Source organism: Winogradskyella undariae (assembly GCF_013285155.1).
GTDB classification, from domain to species: Bacteria; Bacteroidota; Bacteroidia; order Flavobacteriales; family Flavobacteriaceae; genus Winogradskyella; species Winogradskyella undariae.
This window is the reverse complement of record NZ_JABTEL010000008.1, coordinates 116,620-136,929: the sequence shown is the minus strand read 5'-3', so window position 1 is coordinate 136,929 and position 20,310 is coordinate 116,620. Positions and strand designations below refer to the sequence as shown.

Genomic DNA, 20,310 nt, shown 5'->3' with positions numbered 1-20,310 from the left:
TTATGAAAAGAAGAGATTTTATACAAAAATCAACTGCAGCAACTGTTTTAGCAGGTGTTGGAGCTCTAAGTTTACAGTCTTTTAGTTCATCTAAAACGAAAAAAATCACCATTTTACATACTAATGATGTACATAGCCATATTGATCCTTTTGGACCTGAAGATGGTCGAAATGCTAACAAAGGAGGAGTCGCAAGACGTGCAACATTAGTTGAATCTATAAGAAAAGAAAACCCTAATACCTTATTATTAGACGCTGGTGATATTTTTCAAGGAACACCTTATTTTAATTATTACGGTGGTGAATTAGAGTTTAAACTAATGAGCATGTTAAAATATGATGTTGCCACTATTGGTAATCATGATTTTGATAATGGTATTGATGGTTTATATAATCAAATTCCTCATGCTGATTTTGAATTTGTTTCTGCTAATTACGATTTTTCAAATACCGTAATGAATACCCATGTTAAGCCTTACAAAATCATAAGTAAAGATAGTATTAAAATAGGCATATTTGGTTTAGGTATTGAACTCGATGGATTAGTTGGTAAAGACATGTATAAAGAAACTGTTTACCATAATCCGATAGAAAAAGCACAAGATATGTCTCGCATATTAAAAGAAGAAGAATCTTGTGATCTAGTGATTTGTTTATCACATTTAGGTTATGAATATAAAAATAGCCCAAACAAAGTTAGTGACATAAGTTTAGCGAGAGCAACAAAAAACATAGACCTTATTATCGGTGGGCATACGCATACTTTTTTACCGAAACCAACAATTGAAAAGAACAGCCTAGGTAAAGATGTGCTTGTAAATCAAGTGGGATGCTTTGGTCTTTATCTTGGTAAAGTTGATTTTTACTTTGAACCAGGGAAAAAAGTAGCTTCAGAAGGTGTATCTATTGTGGTTTGATGACCATATTGAATTTCATAGGGTCAAAAAAAGTTCTTATGTAATTATATGATTACAAATTCCGCTTCTAAATTGAAGAATTACAATAAAATATGAATAATTCATATTACAAAAACTTTATTTATAAAGGCTGAAAACATATTGATTAAGCCATAAAGCACAAAATCAATAATTTAGTAAGTATAGTATGTGTTTTATTTCTATAAAACATCCAAGTCTTCATCACTATATTCTGTAATCGGATCAGTAACAGGATGTTGTGATTGAATGTAGAAAAACGAAAATGCGACTACTAGAAATGTAGAATAAACGAAACCTAAAATATTAATATCTAAAATATAAAAATAGGCTAACTGAATTATTTCTGAAAAGACCATAAATATAGCTCCTATTAAAAAAAGCATAGATTTATTATTATTTCGATACATATAATTAATCAATGCAATTGATAAAAGCATCATTATAACTGCATTATAAAAATACTCAAGTATATATTCATAATAAGTAAAAGCACCTTCTGTAGTACTTGAAATTAACGTCACACAAAAAATATCTAGAATCACTAAAATTACTATAGGAACAGTCAATTGAGACAAAACTGCTTTCAAATTAAAGTGAATAAACATCTTTATGATAAGTAAAGTATAAGACAATATACAAAGCATATTAGCTACATAATAGAGATAATCTGGCTCTCCGTCTTCAACCATTGGCATAAACCAAATTATAAAACTTATAATATGTGCAGATGTAAACAGTAATAAAAATGATGAGAATAGTTTTGACTTATTCTCTGTCCAGCCCAAATAAAGATATGTGAGCAAGATAAATGCTAATGTTCCTACAGCATCTCCCTCTACTTCTAAAGCTAAGCTTTGAAGAAGTATATATACAGACCCCAAGAGCAATATAATTATTTTTAAAATTCTATGTACTAACATTTAATTAACCCCTTAATTACAACAACAAATATAAATATTTTTAACACATTAACGCATATTAACGTATTTAATCGATAAAATATTTGTATTAACGTAAGAATTTACTTGAAATCAGCTAAAAACGCCTCTTCTGTTAAAATACTGATACCCAAACTCTCTGCTTTTGTACGTTTACTCGGCCCCATTTTATCTCCTGCAATTAAAAAGCTTGTTTTAGATGAAATAGACGAAGACACTTTGCCGCCATTATCTTCTATTAGCTTTTTAAGCTCATTTCTAGAAATTGTTTCAAATACTCCTGATACTACAAATGTTTGTCCTTTTAGTTTTTCTGTTTGGTTGGCTAATTTATCTGCTGATATTTCTAATTGCACACCAAAACTTCTTAATCGTTCAATAATCTGTTTGTTTTCTTCAGAACTAAAAAACGCAACAACACTTTGCGCAATACGTTCTCCTATTTCATCTACTGTCACTAAATCTAATATAGAAGCAAACATTAAAGCATCAATAGATTTATAATGCTTAGCTAGTTTTTTAGCCACTGTTTCTCCTACATAACGAATCCCTAAAGCAAAAAGCACACGCTCAAACGGAATTTGCTTCGAAGCCTCAATACCATTTACTAAATTAATGGCACTTTTCTGTGCCATACGCTCTAATGGAATCACTTTCTCTACCGTTAACTCGTATAAATCAGAATAGTTATTTATAAGACCTTCTTTAACTAATAAAATCACAGTCTCACCTCCTAACCCATCAATATCCATCGCTTTTCTAGAGATATAATGCTGAATTCTTCCTGCAACTTGAGTTGGACAGCCATTATAATTAGGACAATAATGTTTTGCTTCTCCTGCTAATCTTACGAGTTCAGTATCACATTCAGGGCAATGCTTAATGTATTCTGTAGGCACAGAGTTTTCTGGACGTTGCGTTAAATCTACCGCAATAATCTTTGGAATAATTTCACCGCCTTTTTCTACAAATACAGTATCTCCTATTCTTATATCTAATTTCTCTATTTGGTCTGCATTATGAAGCGAAGCGCGCTTAACAATAGTCCCAGCCAATTGCACGGGTTCTAAATTTGCTACAGGCGTAATTGCTCCTGTACGCCCTACTTGGTATGTAATTTCGTTTAATAAAGTAGAAACCTGTTCGGCTTTAAACTTATAAGCCATAGCCCAACGTGGTGCTTTAGAGGTAAACCCTAATTCATCTTGTTGGTGCAAATTATTTACTTTTACTACAACGCCATCAATTTCAAATGGTAAATTGAATCGATGCTCGTCCCAATAACTAATGTATTCTAAAACTTCATCAATTGAATGTACTAATTTAGCTTCTTGTGGCACTTTAAATCCCCAAGATCTCGCCTTTTCTAAGCCATCAAATTGCGATTCTAAATTCAGGTTATTACCAATAATACTGTATAATAAACATTCTAAAGGGCGTTTAGCAACTTCTGCACTATCTTGTAGTTTTAAACTTCCTGAAGCTGTATTTCTAGGATTCTTATAAGGTTCTTCTTCATTTTCAACACGTTCTTCATTCATTTTTAAGAAGCCTTCAATAGGTAAAACAATTTCACCTCTAATATCAAAACGCTCCGGAAATTCGCCTTTTAATTGCAAAGGCACCGTATTTATCGTTTTAATGTTCGCTGTAACTTCATCGCCTTGCACACCATCACCACGTGTTACCGCTCTTAATAATTTTCCGTTTTCATAAGTTAAACTTATGGAAGCTCCATCGTATTTTAATTCACAAGTATAACCAACATCACCATCAACCATTTTTTTAACGCGGGCTTCCCAGTCTAATAAATCTTCTTTAGAATATGAATTATCTAAAGAATACATTCTAGAATCGTGAACCGTTGTTTTAAAATTCTTGGTCACAGAACCACCTACACGTTGACTTGGTGAATTCGCATCAAAAAACTCTGGATGCGCTTCTTCTAAAGCCTGAAGTTCTTTTAATTTAATATCAAAATCGTAATCACTGATCGTTGCATCATCTAAAATGTAATAATTATAGTTATGCTGACGTAATTCTTCGCGAAGTGTATTTATTTTCTCTTGTGTATTCATTCTTTAGGGATGTGTGCTATTAATATTAAAAAGGTTAATTTCTGCTTACGCCAGAATTTAAAGCCCTTCCTTATTTAACCATTTTGGTGCTGGCAATGGTTTGTAATTATTCATTTTTTCTAATAAACCTTCAATAGTGCTATCTACAACAACGGCTTCTAAATTTTCTTGAGATAAGAAACCACGCTTTACCATCATTTTACTTTGCTCAATTAAAGCGTCGTAATAACCATTGGTATTTAAAATACCGATAGGTTTGGTGTGTAACCCGAGTTGTCCCCAAGTGGTGATTTCAAAAAACTCGTCCATGGTTCCAAAACCTCCAGGAATTATAATAAAACCTTCACTCTTTTCATACATAATCACTTTACGGTCGTGCATATTATCCGTAACAATTAATTCAGAGAGTTTTGTATGTACAATTTCTTTTGTTTTTAGGAAGTTTGGAATAATTCCGATAACATTTCCATTATGCTTTAAAACGCCTTCTGCTACTTTTCCCATAAGGCCAATTTTAGCAGCACCATAAACTAAAGTAATATTTTTATGCGCTAAAGTTTCTCCTAATTGGTAGGCTTCATTTAAGATTTCAGGATCGTTACCTTCACTACTTCCACAAAAAACGGCTATACTTTTCATATTATAATTTTCTTCCTTTAAGCATTCTATCATTTCCATTTAAATCTTTCAATAACGCTACATCTTCAAAATGCTTTTCTTCTAACAAAGCTTTCGTCTCTTCTCCGAGATATTGATTAATTTCAAAATAAAGAACACCCTTTGGTTTTAATTTTTGAATTGCGAAGTTAGTAATGGCTTTGTAAAATAACAAAGGATTATGGTCTTCTACAAACAAAGCTAAATGAGGTTCGTTTTCTAAAACGTTAGGTAAAATTTCTTCTTTTTCTAATTCTCTAACATAAGGCGGATTAGACACAATAACATCGAAATAAGATGCGTCTTCAAATTGAGATATAGCATTATAATCTAAAATACTAGCTTCAATAAAAGTGATATCTACCTTATTGAGTTCTGCATTTTGCTTTGCCATTTTTAAAGCCTCAGGACTCACATCTAAAGCATAAACTTGAGCATTGGGTAAATTTTTAGCCAAAGAAATTGCAATACAACCAGAACCAGTTCCGATATCTAAAATCTTAAGCTTAGCTGTTTTACTTTCCTTTGTGTGAGATGTTGTAATTAAATCGACTAATTCTTCGGTTTCTGGTCGTGGAATAAGAACATTTTTATTCACTTTAAAAGTCAAACCAAAAAACTCTGTTTCTCCTAATAAATATTGAATCGGTTTTTGCGCTTTTAAATGCTTTATTGCTTTAATAAAAAGTTTTGTTTTAGAATTTTCAATCTTAAGTTCAGGTTCTAAAGTCAATTGCATTCTAAGAATATTTAAATAATGCTCAGTACACAAATAAAAAAAGCTTCCCACTTCGTTCTTTCCGTAAATAGCATCTAATTCTGAATGAAATTTATTTTTAAGGTCTAATAATCTCACAACTACAAATCTTTTAGCATCCAAACGGTGCATGAATAATGTCCGGTATTCCCCATTGGTTTTTCAATAGATTTAAAACCTGCTTTTTTATAAAGTTTTCTAGCATCATCCATGTAAGGCATCGTTTCTAAATAACAGTGATCAAAACCAGATTGCTTAGCAAAATTGAGACATTTAGCCATCATTTCACTTCCTAAACCTTTTCCTCTAGCTTCTGGCATAAAATACATTTTTTGTAATTCGCATATATTACCATCGTAATTATCTAAAGGTGAAATTCCGGCACCTCCAATAATTTCATCGTCATCTTCTACTACAAAATAAGCTTTTTTAGGTGCCTCATAAGTTTCTGTCATACAATCTAATGCAGAATCTTCATAAGCCGTTCCCACTTTAGGAACACCCATTTCTATTAAAACACTCCTTACTGCTTTTGCAATTTTAGGATTATCCTTGGCTTCAATTTCTCGAATAACAATAGTATCTTTACGCACTAAATTTTGATTTTTAAGGCTGAATTATTTTCGGCATGAAGATACATATAAAAAGAATTTTATGTCGAAAAGACTCCTAATGTTTTCCTTAATTTTAACACTACTATTTAACTGCTCTTTTACCAAAAAGCCCGAATTTGTTAGGTTAGAGAATATTGAAGTTATAGATTCTAATTCTAAAACCATTACAATTAGAGCTGATGCATTATTTCTAAATAAAAATGATGTTGGCGGGACTTTAAAAACCGATGACCTTAAAGTATACTTAAATGATTTAGAGCTAGCTTCTGTAATTTCGGATGAATTTGATGTTCCTAGAAGGAAAAATTTCACCATTCCGCTAACGGTTAAAGTAGCAACTGCAAGCCTTACTAGTGATAAAAATCTAGGAAGTCTTTTAGGTAGTTTACTAACACAAAGTTTAAAATTACATTACAAAGGCGCTATAAAATATAAGATTATGGGATATTCTTCAACCTATACCGTTGATGAAATCCAGGATGTAAAAATAAAATTCTAAAATTGACTACTCACGAAACATACATAAATCGCTGTTTACAAATTGCAAAAAACGGATTAGGAAGCACAAGACCCAACCCAATGGTTGGCGCTGTCATTGTTTATAATAACACTATAATTAGCGAAGGTTTTACCAGTGAATACGGTGGAAACCACGCTGAAGTTAACGCAATTAACGCCGTAAAAGACAAGTCGCTTTTAGCAAAAAGCACCATTTATGTCACTTTAGAACCTTGTAGTCATTTTGGAAAAACACCTCCTTGCAGTGATTTAATTGTATCTCATAAAATTCCGAATGTGGTTATTGGCTGTATCGATGATAATCCGGAAGTTGCAGGAAAGGGAATTGCAAAATTAAAAGCATCGGGTTGTAATGTTACCGTTGGCGTTTTAGAAACAGAATGCAAGGAACATCACAAACGCTTTTTTACTTTTCATAATAAAAAGCGTCCTTATATTATATTAAAATGGGCAGAAACCAAAAATGGTTTTATTGCACCAAAAACTAGAGACGAACAAAAACCAGTTTGGATTACTAATACTTATTCGCGTCAGCTTGTGCACAAATGGCGAGCCGAAGAACAAGCTATTTTAGTTGGAACGAATACGGTTTTAGAAGATAATCCGAGTTTAACCGTTAGAGATTGGACAGGTAAAAACCCGATTAGAGTGGTTTTAGATAAAGATTTAAAATTAAATACAGACACTAGTGTTTTTAATGATGAAGCCGAAACGATTGTAATCAGTTCAGAAAATAATAAAACACAAAACAGAACAACTGAATTTATAAATTGGGATTTAAAAGACGTAATAGCAAAACAAATCTGTAACGTTTTACATCATAAAAATATCAATTCTATAATTATTGAAGGTGGTGCAAAAACATTACAAACCTTTATTGATGAAGAGCTTTGGGACGAAGCACGAATTTTTGTTAGTCATTCTCAATTTAATGAAGGCACAAAAGCACCTGAACTAAAAGGACAATTAATTTCTGAAACTGATATTTTAGAGGATAAGCTAAAAACAATAAGACCTAACAGGTTTTAAAAACCTAGCAGGTCTTTAAATAAAATTAATAGATTACAATAACGAAAAAAGCATTTAAACTCTACTAAGTGCAACCAAGAATAAATGAGTAAAATTAAAACACTAATTTTCGATTTTGGCGATGTATTTATCAATTTAGATAAGCAAGGCGCTATACAAAATGCTTTAGATTTATTTCAAATTGAAGCGTTAGATGCAGAAATGAATGCAACCAATGAACTTTATGAAGTTGGAAAAATTTCGACCTCAGAATTTGTTGATTTTTATAAAAGTAAATTTTCAAATATAGAAGAAACACAACTCATTGACGTTTGGAATTCTATCTTGAAAGATTTTCCGAAATACAGATTAGAATTTATTCAAAATTTAGCAGAACAAAAAAAGTACACGCTTATACTGTTAAGCAACACCAATGATTTACATATTGATTCTGTAAAATCTACAACACCATTCTTTGAAGAATTTAAAGCTTGCTTTGATGCCTTTTATTTATCGCAAGAAATTCACTTTAGAAAACCAAATACTGATATTTTCGAATTTGTGTTAAAAGAAAATAATCTTATTGCTAACGAATGTCTCTTTATAGATGACACCAAAGACAATACAGATACTGCTGCTACCATGGGTTTTCACACTTGGAATATAGACGAAACGAAAGAAGACATTATTACACTTTTTGAAACTAAAAAAGACCTTTTTTGATATACTTACTCATTAGTATCTTATCTTCTACTGCAATTTTTGTGGTATTTAAACTATTGAAGAAATTTAACATTGACACCTTACAAGTTATTGTTATCAATTATTTTGTTGCCTTCTTTTGTGGATTCTTTTTATACGAAGGCAACATTAACCCTACCGAAATAGTTCAATCTAATTGGTTTGTAGTCGCTATAATGTTAGGATTTCTATTTATAGCGATATTTAACGTTATGGCATTAACGGCTCAGAAAAATGGCCTTTCAGTAGCCTCCGTTTCTAGTAAAATGAGTGTCATTATCCCTATTCTATTTGGTATTTTAGTTTTTAAGGAAAGTATAGGTATTCAAAAAATCACAGGAATTGTACTAGCTTTAGTTGCCGTATATCTTACTTCTATAAAACAGAAAGAAATTGGTGTTCTAAAACAATCCATTTACTTACCTATCATTTTATTTTTAGGTTCTGGCACAATAGATACTTCTATCAATTATTTTGCTCCAGATGATAACATTCCTTTATTTTCTGCTACAATATTTGCAATGGCAGCTGTAATTGGTGTATCGCTTTTAATTTTTAAAGCTTTAAAAAACAAAAGTATTTTTAAATTAAAATGTATTCCTTTTGGTTTCGCTTTAGGTATCGTTAATTATGGATCTATACATTTTTTACTAATGGCCTTGCGTGTTGAAAACACAGAAAGCTCTACATTATTTACAATAAATCATATTGCAATTTTAGCACTCTCTACATTAATCGGTTTAATATTCTTTAAAGAAAACATCTCTAAGAAAAATTGGATTGGTATTATTTTAGCCTTAATTGCAATCTTATTAGTCACTTTAGCATAATGGAAGACGATATTTATAAAACAATTACAAAGCCTGCTCAAGGCGAATTATTTAAAGACAAAAACAGTAAATTCTATGGTTTTACTTTTCCTGTTACCAATGAAGAGCAAATAAAACAACATTTAGAAGCCGTAAAAAAAGAACATTATGCTGCTAGACATTGGTGTTACGCCTATCAGATAAGAACAGAAACCCTACAATATAGAGCCAATGATGACGGCGAACCTAACAACTCTGCAGGAATGCCTATTTATGGACAAATTCAATCTTTTGAAGTCACTAACATCTTAATCATAGTCGTTCGTTATTACGGCGGCGTAAAACTCGGTGTTGGCGGATTAATTAACGCATACAGAACAGGTGCACAATTAGCGCTTGAAGCTTCAAAAATTATAGAGCGAACAATAAACAAAGAATTCCAACTTCAATTTGAATATAAAAACATGAGTAAGGTGATGCGCATTTTGAAAGAAAATGACGTTGCAATCACAAATCAAAAATTGGAACTCGATTGCTTATTAGAAATATCTGTCAGAAAAAACCACAGTTCAAAAGTATTCGATCTTTTTTCACAATTTTTTGGTGTTGACATCAAAGAATTATAACGAGTAATTTTGTAGTTGGTCTAAAATATATTTTGGACATCTTGTAGGTCTATTCCGTTCCATGTTAATAAATGCTAAAACGGTATTTCCTGTCGCTATCAAAACGTCAGATTGATTACGTAATTCATACTCAAATTCAATAGATGCAGTTGGCATTTTTTTAAGTGTAGTTTTCACTGTAATTACATCATCATAACGCGCTGAATTTTTATAATTTACAGACAAAGAAACTACAGGAAGCATTACTCCATCTGCTTCCATATCACTATAATTAAGTCCAAACTCCCGTAACCACTCGGTTCTTCCTACTTCAAAGTACGCTGCGTAGTTAGCATGGTACACAACTCCCATCTGATCAGTTTCCCCATAGCGAACTCTTAATTTAGTTTCATTATAATCCATAGTATATACATTTATTTGGTAATAATTTTGTAAATTTAAAAAGTATTAAACATGGGAAAAAAAATCCAAATATTCATTAAAATTATATTTTTTTTTTAAGAATTTTGTTCACATATTTGTGCTGTTAAAAACTACAAGAGAATTCACTTCTCTTTTTTTTTGCTAATCTAACTATCAATAAAATTTAAGTTAACGAATGGATATCACCGCGCAATCTGTATGGAGTAATTGTCTCGCTTTTATAAAAGATAATATACAACCACAGGCCTATAAAACTTGGTTTGAACCTATAGATGCGGTAAAACTTTCGGGTAATGCATTAAGTATACAAGTACCTAGTAAGTTTTTCTACGAATGGTTAGAGGAGCACTATGTTAAAATATTAAAAGTATCTCTAAGTAAAGAATTAGGTGAAGGTGCTAAATTGGTGTACGTAATCAGAATGGAAAACACCTATGGTAACAAACAGCCATTTACAGAAAAGATTCCAAGTTCTAACCGATCTGCATTAAAATCTCAAGATGTTGATGTTCCTTTTAATAACAAAAGTCCAGAACTTAGAAATCCATTTATAATTCCTGGAATTAGAAATGTTAAGATAGAATCGCAACTTAACCCAAGTTATAGTTTTGAAAACTTCTTAGAAGGAGATTCTAATAGGTTGGCTAGAAATGCAGGTATTGCTGTAGCAAATAAACCAGGGGGAACTTCTTTTAACCCACTATTAATATTTGGTGGTGTTGGTTTAGGTAAAACACACTTAGCACATGCTATTGGTGTTGATATTAAAGATAAATATCCTGAAAAAACAGTTTTATATATTTCTGCTGAAAAATTCACGCAACAATATATAGACTCTGTTAAGAAAAATAATAGAAATGATTTTATTCACTTCTATCAAATTATAGATGTACTTATTATAGATGACGTTCAATTCTTATCTGGTAAAACAGGTACACAAGATGTTTTCTTTCATATATTTAATCACTTACACCAAAACGGAAAGCAAGTTATTTTAACAAGTGACAAAGCTCCTGTAGACATGCAAGACATTGAACAACGTTTATTATCACGTTTTAAATGGGGACTTTCTGCAGAATTACAAACTCCGGATTTTGAAACTAGAGTTTCTATTTTAAAGAACAAGCTTTATAGAGATGGTGTTGAAATGCCTGAAGATATTATAGAGTATGTTGCAAAACATATTAAAAGTAATGTTAGAGAGCTAGAAGGTGCTATTATTTCATTAATTGCACAATCATCATTTAACAAAAAAGAAATTACAATAAGCTTAGCAAGAGAAATTGTAGAGAAGTTTGTTAAAAACACAAAACGAGAAGTTTCGATTGATTACATACAGAAAGTAGTCTCTGATTATTTTCAAATGGATGTAAACACACTACAATCTAAAACTCGTAAACGTCATATTGTACAAGCCCGTCAACTAGCGATGTTTTTTGCGAAAAAATATACAAAAGCATCTTTAGCTAGTATTGGTTCTCAAATAGGACAACGTGATCACGCTACTGTATTGCATGCTTGTAAAACTGTCGATAATTTATCTTCAACAGATAAACAATTTAGAAAATACGTTGAAGATTTATCTAAAAAATTAGCGCTTTAATTCCTCTTAATTATGATACGTATTTTAATGGTGTGCTTGGGTAATATTTGCCGATCGCCATTAGCTCATGGAGTAATGCAATCTAAACTGCCTGAAGATCATTTTTATGTAGATTCTGCCGGAACTGCCGCTTACCATATTGGCAATTCTCCGGATAAACGTTCTATTGCTGTTGCTAAAAATAACGGCTTAGATATTAGTACTCAAAGTGCACGGAAATTTAATGTTTCAGATTTTGATACTTTTGATTATATCTATGTCATGGATCAATCAAATTACTCTGACATTATCAGTTTATCTCGAAATGCAAATGACACTAAAAAAGTGAAGTTATTTTTAGATATCAATACTTCAATTCAAAATAAAAACATGCCTGATCCTTATTATGGAGATCATAGTGATTTTGAATATGTGTATAATCTTATTAATGAAACTTGTGATATCTTGGCCAAACAATTAAACCAAGATTAACATCATAAATACTTTTAAAACATCTTTTTCGTAAATTAGTACCAAAGCAATTTATAATCATATAATTTAATAGACCTAAACTCTATTAATATAAAAGTTTCTTATACATGAGCACTAACAAAGGTAAATTATATCTTATACCTACAAGATTAGGTGATAATCCGCCGCTTGAGGTATTACCAATTTCAATAAAAAAAATAGTTGAAGAACTCGATTATTACATTGTTGAAAATGAAAAAACAGCTCGCCGGTTTATAAAACGTATATCACCTAATAAATCACAACCTAGTTTAAAACTTCAGGTTTTAAATAAATATACTACAGTAGAAGAACGAAATACATTTTTAAACCCATGTTTAGAAGGAATTTCTATCGGGTTAGTTTCTGAAGCTGGTTGCCCTGCTATTGCAGATCCTGGCGCAGACATTGCTAATTTAGCACACCAAATGGATATTAGAGTTGTACCACTTGTTGGACCATCTTCTATTTTATTAGCTTTAATGGGCTCTGGTATGAATGGACAAAGTTTTACATTTAATGGTTATTTACCTATTGATAAAAGTGAACGCAAATCAAAATTAAAAACCCTAGAACGTTTATCTGCTGAACATAATCAGTCTCAAATTTTTATTGAAACACCATATAGAAATATGAAGATGCTTGAAGATCTTGTTAGTATTCTTCATCCTAACACTAGAATTTGTGTAGCATGTGATCTAACTTTGCCTACCGAATATATTAAAACAAAGATTGCAAAGGAATGGAAAAACAATAAAGAAGATTTTCATAAAAGACCTTCAATATTTATCATCCATAAGGATTAACTAATATTTACACATAAAAAAAAGCTCTAAATTTCAAATTAATTATTGAAATTTAGAGCTTTTTTTTTTATAAATGATACAGACAATACTTAAAGCATTACTCGTGCTTTTTTGTCTGGTGCAATCATTGAAGTATCATAACCAGAAAACTTCTTCATATAATATTTTACAGAAGAACCGTAGGCATCAGAAAAGTTTTGAACACCATAACTTCTTAAAAATTTCTTTACACTTCCTGGACCAGCTAAATGTGCTGCTGCTAAAATACCAGATTCAGTAATCTTAACACCTCCAATTTTTTTACCTTCAAAACGTGTAATATCTTTTCTTAGCACCCACTTATTACGTTCTGCATTTGCTATAAATGCTTTTTCCTGTAATTCTGGATTGTACAAAAATTGATGCGGATCATATATCCCTATCACTTTTAAAGTTTCTGCACCAAATTGATACTTCCCTAAATATCCTAAAGTGTTTACTGTAAAATAATCTCCTCTAGATTCTTTAAAAGCTAAAGCTTCTTTAAAGCCTTCAAATGATTTTCCTAAATATGGAGTAAACAGATTAGGTTTTACAGAATGTTCTTTAGTAACCACTACCAAATCTTCTGAAACAGTAAAATCTAAATCTAATCCTTCTGTTGAATATGTATCAGGATTTAATGCAGAATCTGGATACAAGGCCAAAGCCATAAATAAACAAATTGAAAATGGTAATACAATATTCTTAACGCTATTTTTAATCATAACAGCTAAAATTTTTATAGCAAGATTGTTAAAAAACCTTCTCGCAAAATTCGCGTGCAAATATACGACATATTTTCAATTACTGAAAATCAATCGATTAACTGTTAATTTTTTAACTTAAAAGTAGATATAGTGCCACTTTACCCGACCATCGTCGTTCATTTCTATCGTCGGAAAAGGGATCTTAATAACATTAAAAACGTCAAATAAAGTTTTTAAGAAGTGAGAATTTGTTTCAATTCGACTTAAATCAATGTCTAAACTTAGATAATATTGTCGTTTTCTATTCTGATTTAAAAACAAAGGATCATTAGCTTCACCTGTTAACATTCCATCAGCTCCATAACCAAAAGCTAAGTTTAACCAATTAGGAATTGTTTCTGTTTTTAAAAATGAATTAATGTTTGCACTTAACCAATAAGTTTGTCCATTGTAATCTTTAAGAAATTCTTCAGTAATACCACTTCCTAATTTATTAGGTCGCTGTTTTGCAAATTCTGTTTGATGAAAAGAGTACTTTAAAACCAAACGTTGTTCGTCCCAAAGTAATTCTTGCCCAATATGCAACCCTGAGCCTAAAGTATTCGCTGCCATATCTGACCAAGAGAATCCCCATTCTTCTGAAAAACCATCTAAAACTTCAACAGCGGTAAGAAAACCAAACCCTAATGTAGAACCATAAATTAATTGGTCTTTTTTACTGACTCCTGCCCATTTTAAGGTATTAGCTCCTAACCTACCTAATTGATAAGAAGAAAACATATGTCCCATTTTATCCATCTGCAACCACTCTTCACTATCGTTTAATGCTTTAAAATTAGAACGCGGATAATCTGCATACCATAATTGATTTAAACCAATCAATGTGATGGTCGCCAGTGAAGCTTCAGTAATAAAAACCGTATTTCTACGCAATTTATTAAGGGTGTCACTGGGTTTTAAAAACTGATTGAATTTAGATTGTGAATAAAGCGAGTTACTGACGAATAACAAAAATACTATAAAGCCAAAAAAACGATTCACCTTATTTGTTAATTCCTTGAGAAGACAAGTATCTATGATATTCTCTTGCATTATTATTATGTTGCCCTAATGTTTTTGCGAACTTATGATATCCTAAACGTTTTGCGTCTGCCGCAAAATAAAGGTAACTATGAGATTCAGGATTTAAAACCGCTTTTATAGCGGATAAATCTGGCATGGCAATAAGCCCTGGAGGCAAACCTAAATTTTTATATGTATTATAAGGAGAGTCAATATCTTTATGAATATTTAAAACACGTCTAATAATTGTGTTTTGATATTGTGGCAATTGATAAGCTGCAAACTTTAAAGTAGGATCTGCTTGCAATGGCATACCAATACGAAGTCTATTTAAATATACACCTGCAACTCTTGGTTGTTCATCTGCTTGCTTAGATTCTTCATGAACTATTGAAGCTAAAGTGATCACTTCATTTGGTGTTAAATTCAGTTTTTCCGCTTTTGCCTTTCTTGCCTCTGTCCAAAAACGGTTGTATTCTGTTAACATTCTATCTCTAAAAGTTTCGGCAGATGTATTCCAGAAAAACTCATAGCTATTTGGTAAATACATGCCTAAAGCTGTAGCTTTAGAGAAACCATTTTTAGATAAAAATGATTGATCAGACATTGCTTTAAATAAAGACAAACTATCAGCTTCAATTTGCATACTTACTCTTCCTGCTAAGTCTTTTAAACTATGCTGATTATTAAATGCAATCTTAATAGGAAGATTTTTACTTCGGATTGAATTAATAATATCATTATTATTCATCCCCTTAGAAATAGCAAAACGACCTGCTTTAATATTTGAAGTATATTTTTTCTGTTTAGCTAAAGCATCAAAAGCATTAATATCTGCCAAAAGTGGTTCTAACTGAGATCTAACCATAGAATAATTAGCATTGGTTGGCACAAAAATATATGCTGTCTCGTTTTCAAAACTTGTATTTGGTGAAAACATAGCATTATAAATATAATAAGCAAATCCACCAAAAATCATTAAACCAATAAGAGCTACTGCCCACAGAACTTTTTTAATATACATAGTTAATTATTAATCTGTTGTAAAATATACTCGTTGGTATAATTTTCACCATCGAAACTCCAATCTTTTTTTAATCCTATAATTTTAAAGCCATTACCTTCAAATAAGTTTAAACTAGCTAAATTATTTTCCGAAATATTAGCATATACTTGATGTAAATGTAAAGTTTGAAAACAATAATCTACAAGTAATTTTAAAGCTTCTTTACCATAACCTTGATTTCTATTTTCTTTATCTTGAATCAAGATACCTATGCCTGCACGTTTATTTTTTATATCAAAATCAAACACATCAATTAATCCAATAGTATTGTGTTTATGATCACAAATTGCTAATCTTAATTGTTTAGCTTCAAAAATATCTTGCTGTGCATTTTCTAGATATTGCTTTATTAAAAATCTAGAATAAGGTGTTTGTGTATCACTTAACGACCAAAGCGCTGTGTTATTTTCAATATTATACACAAAATCGAGATCTTCGGGTTCTAATGCTCTTAAATAAATATCAGTTCCTTTAAGGCTTACCATACAAATTCACCTTTAAAAACTTGCTCAGCAGGACCAACTAACCAAATGTTATTATAGCCATTTTCACAACTATTAAAAGACACTTTAAGTTTACCACCTTCAGTATCTAAATTTACAATTTGAGCTTTAGTTTTTTCACTCTTATGCATTGCTAATGCCACAGCTGTTACACCTGTACCACAAGATAAAGTTTCGTCTTCTACGCCACGTTCGTAAGTTCTCACTGCAAAACAATCGGACTCTAATTGTGTAACAAAATTCACATTAGTTCCTGCTTCATTATAAGGTTCGCCATATCTAATTTTAGCACCATTAGCTTTTACTTCAAAAGTTTTTAAATCTGAAACAATTTCTACATGATGAGGAGATCCCGTATCTAAAAACAAATGATTATCAAATGACTCAATTACAGAAACATTTTGCATTTGAAGATGTACCAAACCATTTTCGACTTTAGCTTTATGAAGTCCGTCAATAGCGATAAATTCAGTTTCATTATCAATGATACCTAAAAATTTAGCGAAAGCCACAATACAGCGTCCACCATTACCACACATCGTACTTTCGTTACCATCTGCATTATAATAGACCATTTTAAAGTCTACATTTTCATCATTTTCTAATAGTATAAAACCATCTGCTCCAATGCCAAAACGTCTATCGCAAATGGTTGCTATACGTTTGGTATCCTTTTTGTTTATGAATTGTAAACGGTTGTCTACAATTACAAAATCGTTCCCTGTTCCTTGATATTTATAAAATGTCATATGTAAAAATAATGCACAAATATAAGCATATTAGTCTGTATTTTGCGATGTTAATAGGGCGTTAAATTTGGCGTTAAAAACCCGTTAAAATCAAAATCGAAATCAATAAATTTCTAATTTTAATCGTTCATTAAACATAAATAATAATTAAATAGTTAAACTTAAATCTGAAAAATTATGAAGAAGATTATAACATTGGTGTTTGTTTCTGCATTAGGTGGTCTATTAACTTTAGGTGGCTACAAATTTTTTGTCGAAAATGACACACAACTTTTATCCGTTGATCAGTCGTCTGATTATCCTGTATTTGTACCTACTAATAATTCAAATTCTATTAATGTAAGTAAAGTTGCTACACCAGATTTTGTAAACGCAGCAGAAAAATCTTTAGATGCCGTTGTTCACGTAAAAAATACATCTGTAATATCCTCTCCAACTACAATGCAAGATTTGTTTTATGGTAGACAATCGCAACATGCACAAGTAGGAACAGGAAGTGGAGTCGTTATTTCTCCAACAGGTTACATTGTAACCAACAACCATGTTATTAAAAATGCTAATGAGATTAGTATTACATTAAACAACAATAAGTCTTATATCGCTGAATTAATTGGAACTGATGAAACAACCGACATTGCCTTATTAAAAATTGAAACAGATGAAGATTTACCTTTTATGGCATTTGGAGATTCTGATAATGCTAAAGTTGGAGAATGGGTTTTAGCCGTAGGAAATCCTTTTAATTTAACCTCTACTGTTACTGCTGGTATTATTAGTGCAAAAGCAAGAGATTTATCTGGGCAAAATATGCAATCTTTTATTCAAACTGATGCCGCTGTAAACCCAGGAAATTCAGGTGGTGCTCTAGTAAATACTAATGGTGATTTAATAGGAATTAATACCGCTATTTCATCTCAAACAGGATCTTATATTGGTTATTCGTTTGCTGTACCAAGTAATATTGCGCGTAAAATTGTGAATGATATTATGGAATATGGTAATGTACAAAATGGTATTTTAGGAGTTGTTGGAGGGGCTTTAAATAGTGCTGCTGCTAAAGAATTAGGAACTGATATTACTGAAGGTTTTTATGTTAGTGATGTACAAGAAGATACAGGTGCTGATAAAGCAGGAATTAAAGAAGGTGACATTATTAAAAAAATTGATAAAGTTAAAATCCATAAATTCTCTGACTTAACAGGCTATTTAAAAACAAAAAGTCCAGATGATGTTGTTAATGTAACTTTATTAAGAGATGGTGATGAAGAAGTTATGCCAGTAACATTATTAAAACCTACAAGTTACACTTTACCAACAATTGGACTTATTAAAAATCCATCAGAAAAAGATTTAAAACGTTATAACTCAGAATATGGTGTTAAAATTTCTGAATTAGATGAAAATTACAAATCTAATTGGATTAGAAGTGGTGTTGAAGAAGGAAGTATAATTACTCGAATAAATGGTAAAAAATTATACAATGTTGAAGATGCTCAAACAGCAATAAAAACACGTCGTTATAATGAACCGCTTCAAATTGAAGTGATCAATAAAGACGGAGAAAAAGTAGTCTATAATTTTAGATAAAAAAAGCCCTTCTCGTTATTAAAAAACCCTTTCAAAATATTGAATTTTGAAGGGGTTTTATTTTTGATAAAAGGATTTACGAAAACGTTTGAAATATGCTATTTTTGCGCAAAATCTAAATCACTTAAACCAAGAAAACATGGGATTTAATGCCATTTACGAAAAAGAATTAGCATTTCAAGCCGATCGCCGCAGAGCAACTGTAGAATTTATTAAAATTGTTAGCGATTTATGGTATGATAAATCAATAGAATTGGTCTTGTTTAGAAACCAATTAATTGATAGAAATGTGAGTGAAATATTAAACTTGCACGAGTATGCGGGGAAGTTTGTTCAAAAACCTATTTCTATTTTCGATTCTGTTGAAATTGCACAAGCCATTAGCGCTTTAAACTTACCACCTGCTAAATTAGACATCGGAAAATTAACTTACGAATATCATTTAGAAGATCAAAAATATAGTAATGCTACAGCTTTTATTACCTCTAAATTAAAAGACGCAAAAGACAACAAAAGCATTGAGCCAAAAGATGTTGTTCTCTATGGATTTGGTAGAATTGGACGTTTGGTTGCAAGAGAATTAATGACGCGCACAGGAAAAGGAACACAATTAAGACTAAGAGCTATTGTTACTCGAGGTACTGTTGATAAAACTGTTCTAGAAAAACGAGCTTCTTTATTAAGAAATGATTCTGTACACGGAGATTTTTCTGGAATTGTAAATATCGATGTTAAAAATTCTGCTCTAATTATAAACGGAACAACTGTAAAAATTATTTCTGCAAATGCGCCAGAAGATATTGATTATACCAGTTACGGAATTAATAATGCTTTAGTTATCGATAATACGGGTGCTTTTAGAGATAAAGAAGCTTTAAGCAGACACCTAAAATCTAAAGGTGTAGAAAAAGTATTAATTACTGCTCCAGCAAAAGGAATTCCAAATATTGTACATGGTGTTAACCATTTAGAGCACCACCCTGATAAGGTTCAAATTTTCTCAGCTGCTTCTTGTACAACTAACGCTATTACACCTGTTTTAAAAGCTATCGAAGATTCCTTCGGAATTAAAACAGGACATTTAGAAACCATTCACGCCTATACTAACGATCAAAATTTAGTAGATAATTTTCACGGTAAATACAGACGCGGTCGTGCTGCTGCATTAAATATGGTAATAACAGAAACCGGAGCTGGTAAAGCAGTCAGCAAAGCGCTTCCTTCTTTAGAAGGTAAATTAACGTCTAATGCAATTAGAGTTCCTGTACCAAATGGATCTTTAGCTATTCTTAACTTAGAATTAGAAAAAGAAACCTCGGTAGAAAGCATCAATACTATTATTAAAAAATATGCTTTAGAAGGTGATTTAGTTGAACAAATTAAATACGAAATGAGCGATGAGTTAGTTTCTAGCGATATTGTAGGTTGTTCTGCACCTTCAATTTATGACAGCAAAGCAACGATAGTTAGAAAAGATGGAAAAAATGCTATTCTCTATATATGGTATGATAATGAATACGGCTATAGTCATCAAGTTATTCGTTTAGCAAAATATATTGCTAAGGTTAGACGTTATTCTTATTATTAGAGCTTTTTTAAGTTCTTTAAT

At 31.2% G+C, this 20,310-nt stretch carries 22 protein-coding genes; 11 read left to right on the top strand and 11 right to left on the bottom strand.

Annotated features, from left to right (window positions below):
- The first annotated feature begins 2 nt into the window (after positions 1-2).
- On the top strand, positions 3-917 hold the full coding sequence (locus HSX10_RS12240) for a bifunctional metallophosphatase/5'-nucleotidase (RefSeq protein WP_173588511.1): 915 nt from the start codon (positions 3-5) through the stop codon (positions 915-917).
- A gap of 200 nt (positions 918-1,117) precedes the next feature.
- Here the strand turns inward: HSX10_RS12240 and HSX10_RS12235 are convergent, their stop codons facing one another.
- From HSX10_RS12235 to HSX10_RS12215, 5 genes are all read right to left on the bottom strand, one after another.
- The gene (locus HSX10_RS12235; protein WP_173588510.1) at positions 1,118-1,858 is read right to left on the bottom strand and encodes a hypothetical protein; all 741 of its coding nucleotides are present in this window, start codon (positions 1,856-1,858) and stop codon (positions 1,118-1,120) included.
- Positions 1,859-1,959: 101 nt separating this feature from the next.
- Entirely contained in the window at positions 1,960-3,954 is a 1,995-nt protein-coding gene (ligA, locus tag HSX10_RS12230; RefSeq protein WP_173588509.1) for an NAD-dependent DNA ligase LigA, read from the bottom strand.
- A 57-nt stretch (positions 3,955-4,011) separates the two neighbouring features.
- Entirely contained in the window at positions 4,012-4,593 is a 582-nt protein-coding gene (locus HSX10_RS12225; RefSeq protein ID WP_173588508.1) for an LOG family protein, read from the bottom strand.
- A gap of 1 nt (position 4,594) precedes the next feature.
- Positions 4,595-5,467 (bottom strand): peptide chain release factor N(5)-glutamine methyltransferase, encoded by an 873-nt coding sequence (prmC, locus tag HSX10_RS12220; protein ID WP_367651273.1) that lies wholly within the window; start codon positions 5,465-5,467, stop codon positions 4,595-4,597.
- Between the two features lie 2 nt (positions 5,468-5,469).
- Complete coding sequence (locus tag HSX10_RS12215) at positions 5,470-5,961, bottom strand: GNAT family N-acetyltransferase (RefSeq protein WP_173588506.1); 492 nt, start codon at positions 5,959-5,961, stop codon at positions 5,470-5,472.
- A gap of 61 nt (positions 5,962-6,022) precedes the next feature.
- Here HSX10_RS12215 and HSX10_RS12210 point away from each other — a divergent pair, with 61 nt between their 5' ends.
- From HSX10_RS12210 to HSX10_RS12190, 5 genes are all read left to right on the top strand, one after another.
- Positions 6,023-6,481, top strand: a complete 459-nt coding sequence (locus HSX10_RS12210) for an LEA/WHy family protein (RefSeq protein ID WP_173588505.1) — start codon at positions 6,023-6,025, stop codon at positions 6,479-6,481.
- Positions 6,482-6,483: 2 nt separating this feature from the next.
- Positions 6,484-7,530 (top strand): bifunctional diaminohydroxyphosphoribosylaminopyrimidine deaminase/5-amino-6-(5-phosphoribosylamino)uracil reductase RibD, encoded by a 1,047-nt coding sequence (gene ribD / locus HSX10_RS12205; protein WP_173588504.1) that lies wholly within the window; start codon positions 6,484-6,486, stop codon positions 7,528-7,530.
- Between the two features lie 84 nt (positions 7,531-7,614).
- Positions 7,615-8,232 (top strand): HAD family hydrolase, encoded by a 618-nt coding sequence (locus HSX10_RS12200; RefSeq protein WP_173588503.1) that lies wholly within the window; start codon positions 7,615-7,617, stop codon positions 8,230-8,232.
- Positions 8,229-9,080 carry an EamA family transporter gene (locus tag HSX10_RS12195; RefSeq protein ID WP_173588502.1) on the top strand — a complete coding sequence of 284 codons (852 nt, stop codon included), beginning with the start codon at positions 8,229-8,231 and terminating at the stop codon, positions 9,078-9,080. The genes HSX10_RS12200 and HSX10_RS12195 overlap by 4 nt, the downstream gene beginning before the upstream one ends.
- Entirely contained in the window at positions 9,077-9,685 is a 609-nt protein-coding gene (locus tag HSX10_RS12190; protein WP_437344042.1) for an IMPACT family protein, read from the top strand. Before HSX10_RS12195 ends, HSX10_RS12190 begins: the two co-directional genes overlap by 4 nt.
- Here HSX10_RS12190 and HSX10_RS12185 read toward each other — a convergent pair.
- Positions 9,680-10,087 carry an acyl-CoA thioesterase gene (locus tag HSX10_RS12185; RefSeq protein WP_173588500.1) on the bottom strand — a complete coding sequence of 136 codons (408 nt, stop codon included), beginning with the start codon at positions 10,085-10,087 and terminating at the stop codon, positions 9,680-9,682. The genes HSX10_RS12190 and HSX10_RS12185 overlap by 6 nt on opposite strands.
- Positions 10,088-10,283: 196 nt before the next feature.
- On the opposite strand from HSX10_RS12185, the gene dnaA reads away from it, so the two are divergent.
- The 3 genes from dnaA to HSX10_RS12170 all read left to right on the top strand — a co-directional run bounded on the left by dnaA (position 10,284) and on the right by HSX10_RS12170 (position 13,006).
- Positions 10,284-11,711, top strand: coding sequence for a chromosomal replication initiator protein DnaA (gene dnaA / locus HSX10_RS12180; protein ID WP_173588499.1), 1,428 nt, complete (start codon positions 10,284-10,286; stop codon positions 11,709-11,711).
- 12 nt (positions 11,712-11,723) lie between these two features.
- Positions 11,724-12,182, top strand: coding sequence for a low molecular weight protein-tyrosine-phosphatase (locus HSX10_RS12175; RefSeq protein ID WP_173588498.1), 459 nt, complete (start codon positions 11,724-11,726; stop codon positions 12,180-12,182).
- Between the two features lie 107 nt (positions 12,183-12,289).
- Positions 12,290-13,006: an SAM-dependent methyltransferase gene (locus HSX10_RS12170; RefSeq protein ID WP_173588497.1), complete on the top strand. Its 717-nt coding sequence runs from the start codon at positions 12,290-12,292 to the stop codon at positions 13,004-13,006.
- An 89-nt stretch (positions 13,007-13,095) separates the two neighbouring features.
- Here HSX10_RS12170 and HSX10_RS12165 read toward each other — a convergent pair whose 3' ends face one another.
- From HSX10_RS12165 to dapF, 5 genes are all read right to left on the bottom strand, one after another.
- A complete protein-coding gene (locus HSX10_RS12165; RefSeq protein ID WP_173588496.1) occupies positions 13,096-13,752 on the bottom strand; it encodes a peptidoglycan-binding protein LysM in 657 nt (218 codons plus the stop codon).
- Between the two features lie 117 nt (positions 13,753-13,869).
- Positions 13,870-14,667, bottom strand: coding sequence for a DUF2279 domain-containing protein (locus HSX10_RS12160; protein ID WP_367651272.1), 798 nt, complete (start codon positions 14,665-14,667; stop codon positions 13,870-13,872).
- Between the two features lie 109 nt (positions 14,668-14,776).
- Positions 14,777-15,820 (bottom strand): endolytic transglycosylase MltG, encoded by a 1,044-nt coding sequence (mltG, locus tag HSX10_RS12155; protein ID WP_173588494.1) that lies wholly within the window; start codon positions 15,818-15,820, stop codon positions 14,777-14,779.
- A 2-nt stretch (positions 15,821-15,822) separates the two neighbouring features.
- A complete protein-coding gene (locus HSX10_RS12150; RefSeq protein WP_173588493.1) occupies positions 15,823-16,347 on the bottom strand; it encodes a GNAT family N-acetyltransferase in 525 nt (174 codons plus the stop codon).
- The gene (dapF, locus tag HSX10_RS12145; protein ID WP_173588492.1) at positions 16,341-17,114 is read right to left on the bottom strand and encodes a diaminopimelate epimerase; all 774 of its coding nucleotides are present in this window, start codon (positions 17,112-17,114) and stop codon (positions 16,341-16,343) included. The genes HSX10_RS12150 and dapF overlap by 7 nt, the downstream gene beginning before the upstream one ends.
- 177 nt (positions 17,115-17,291) lie before the next feature.
- On the opposite strand from dapF, the gene HSX10_RS12140 reads away from it, so the two are divergent.
- On the top strand, positions 17,292-18,701 hold the full coding sequence (locus HSX10_RS12140; RefSeq protein ID WP_173588491.1) for a trypsin-like peptidase domain-containing protein: 1,410 nt from the start codon (positions 17,292-17,294) through the stop codon (positions 18,699-18,701).
- Between the two features lie 139 nt (positions 18,702-18,840).
- Complete coding sequence (locus tag HSX10_RS12135; protein ID WP_173588490.1) at positions 18,841-20,289, top strand: glyceraldehyde-3-phosphate dehydrogenase; 1,449 nt, start codon at positions 18,841-18,843, stop codon at positions 20,287-20,289.
- Positions 20,290-20,310: the final 21 nt, after the last annotated feature.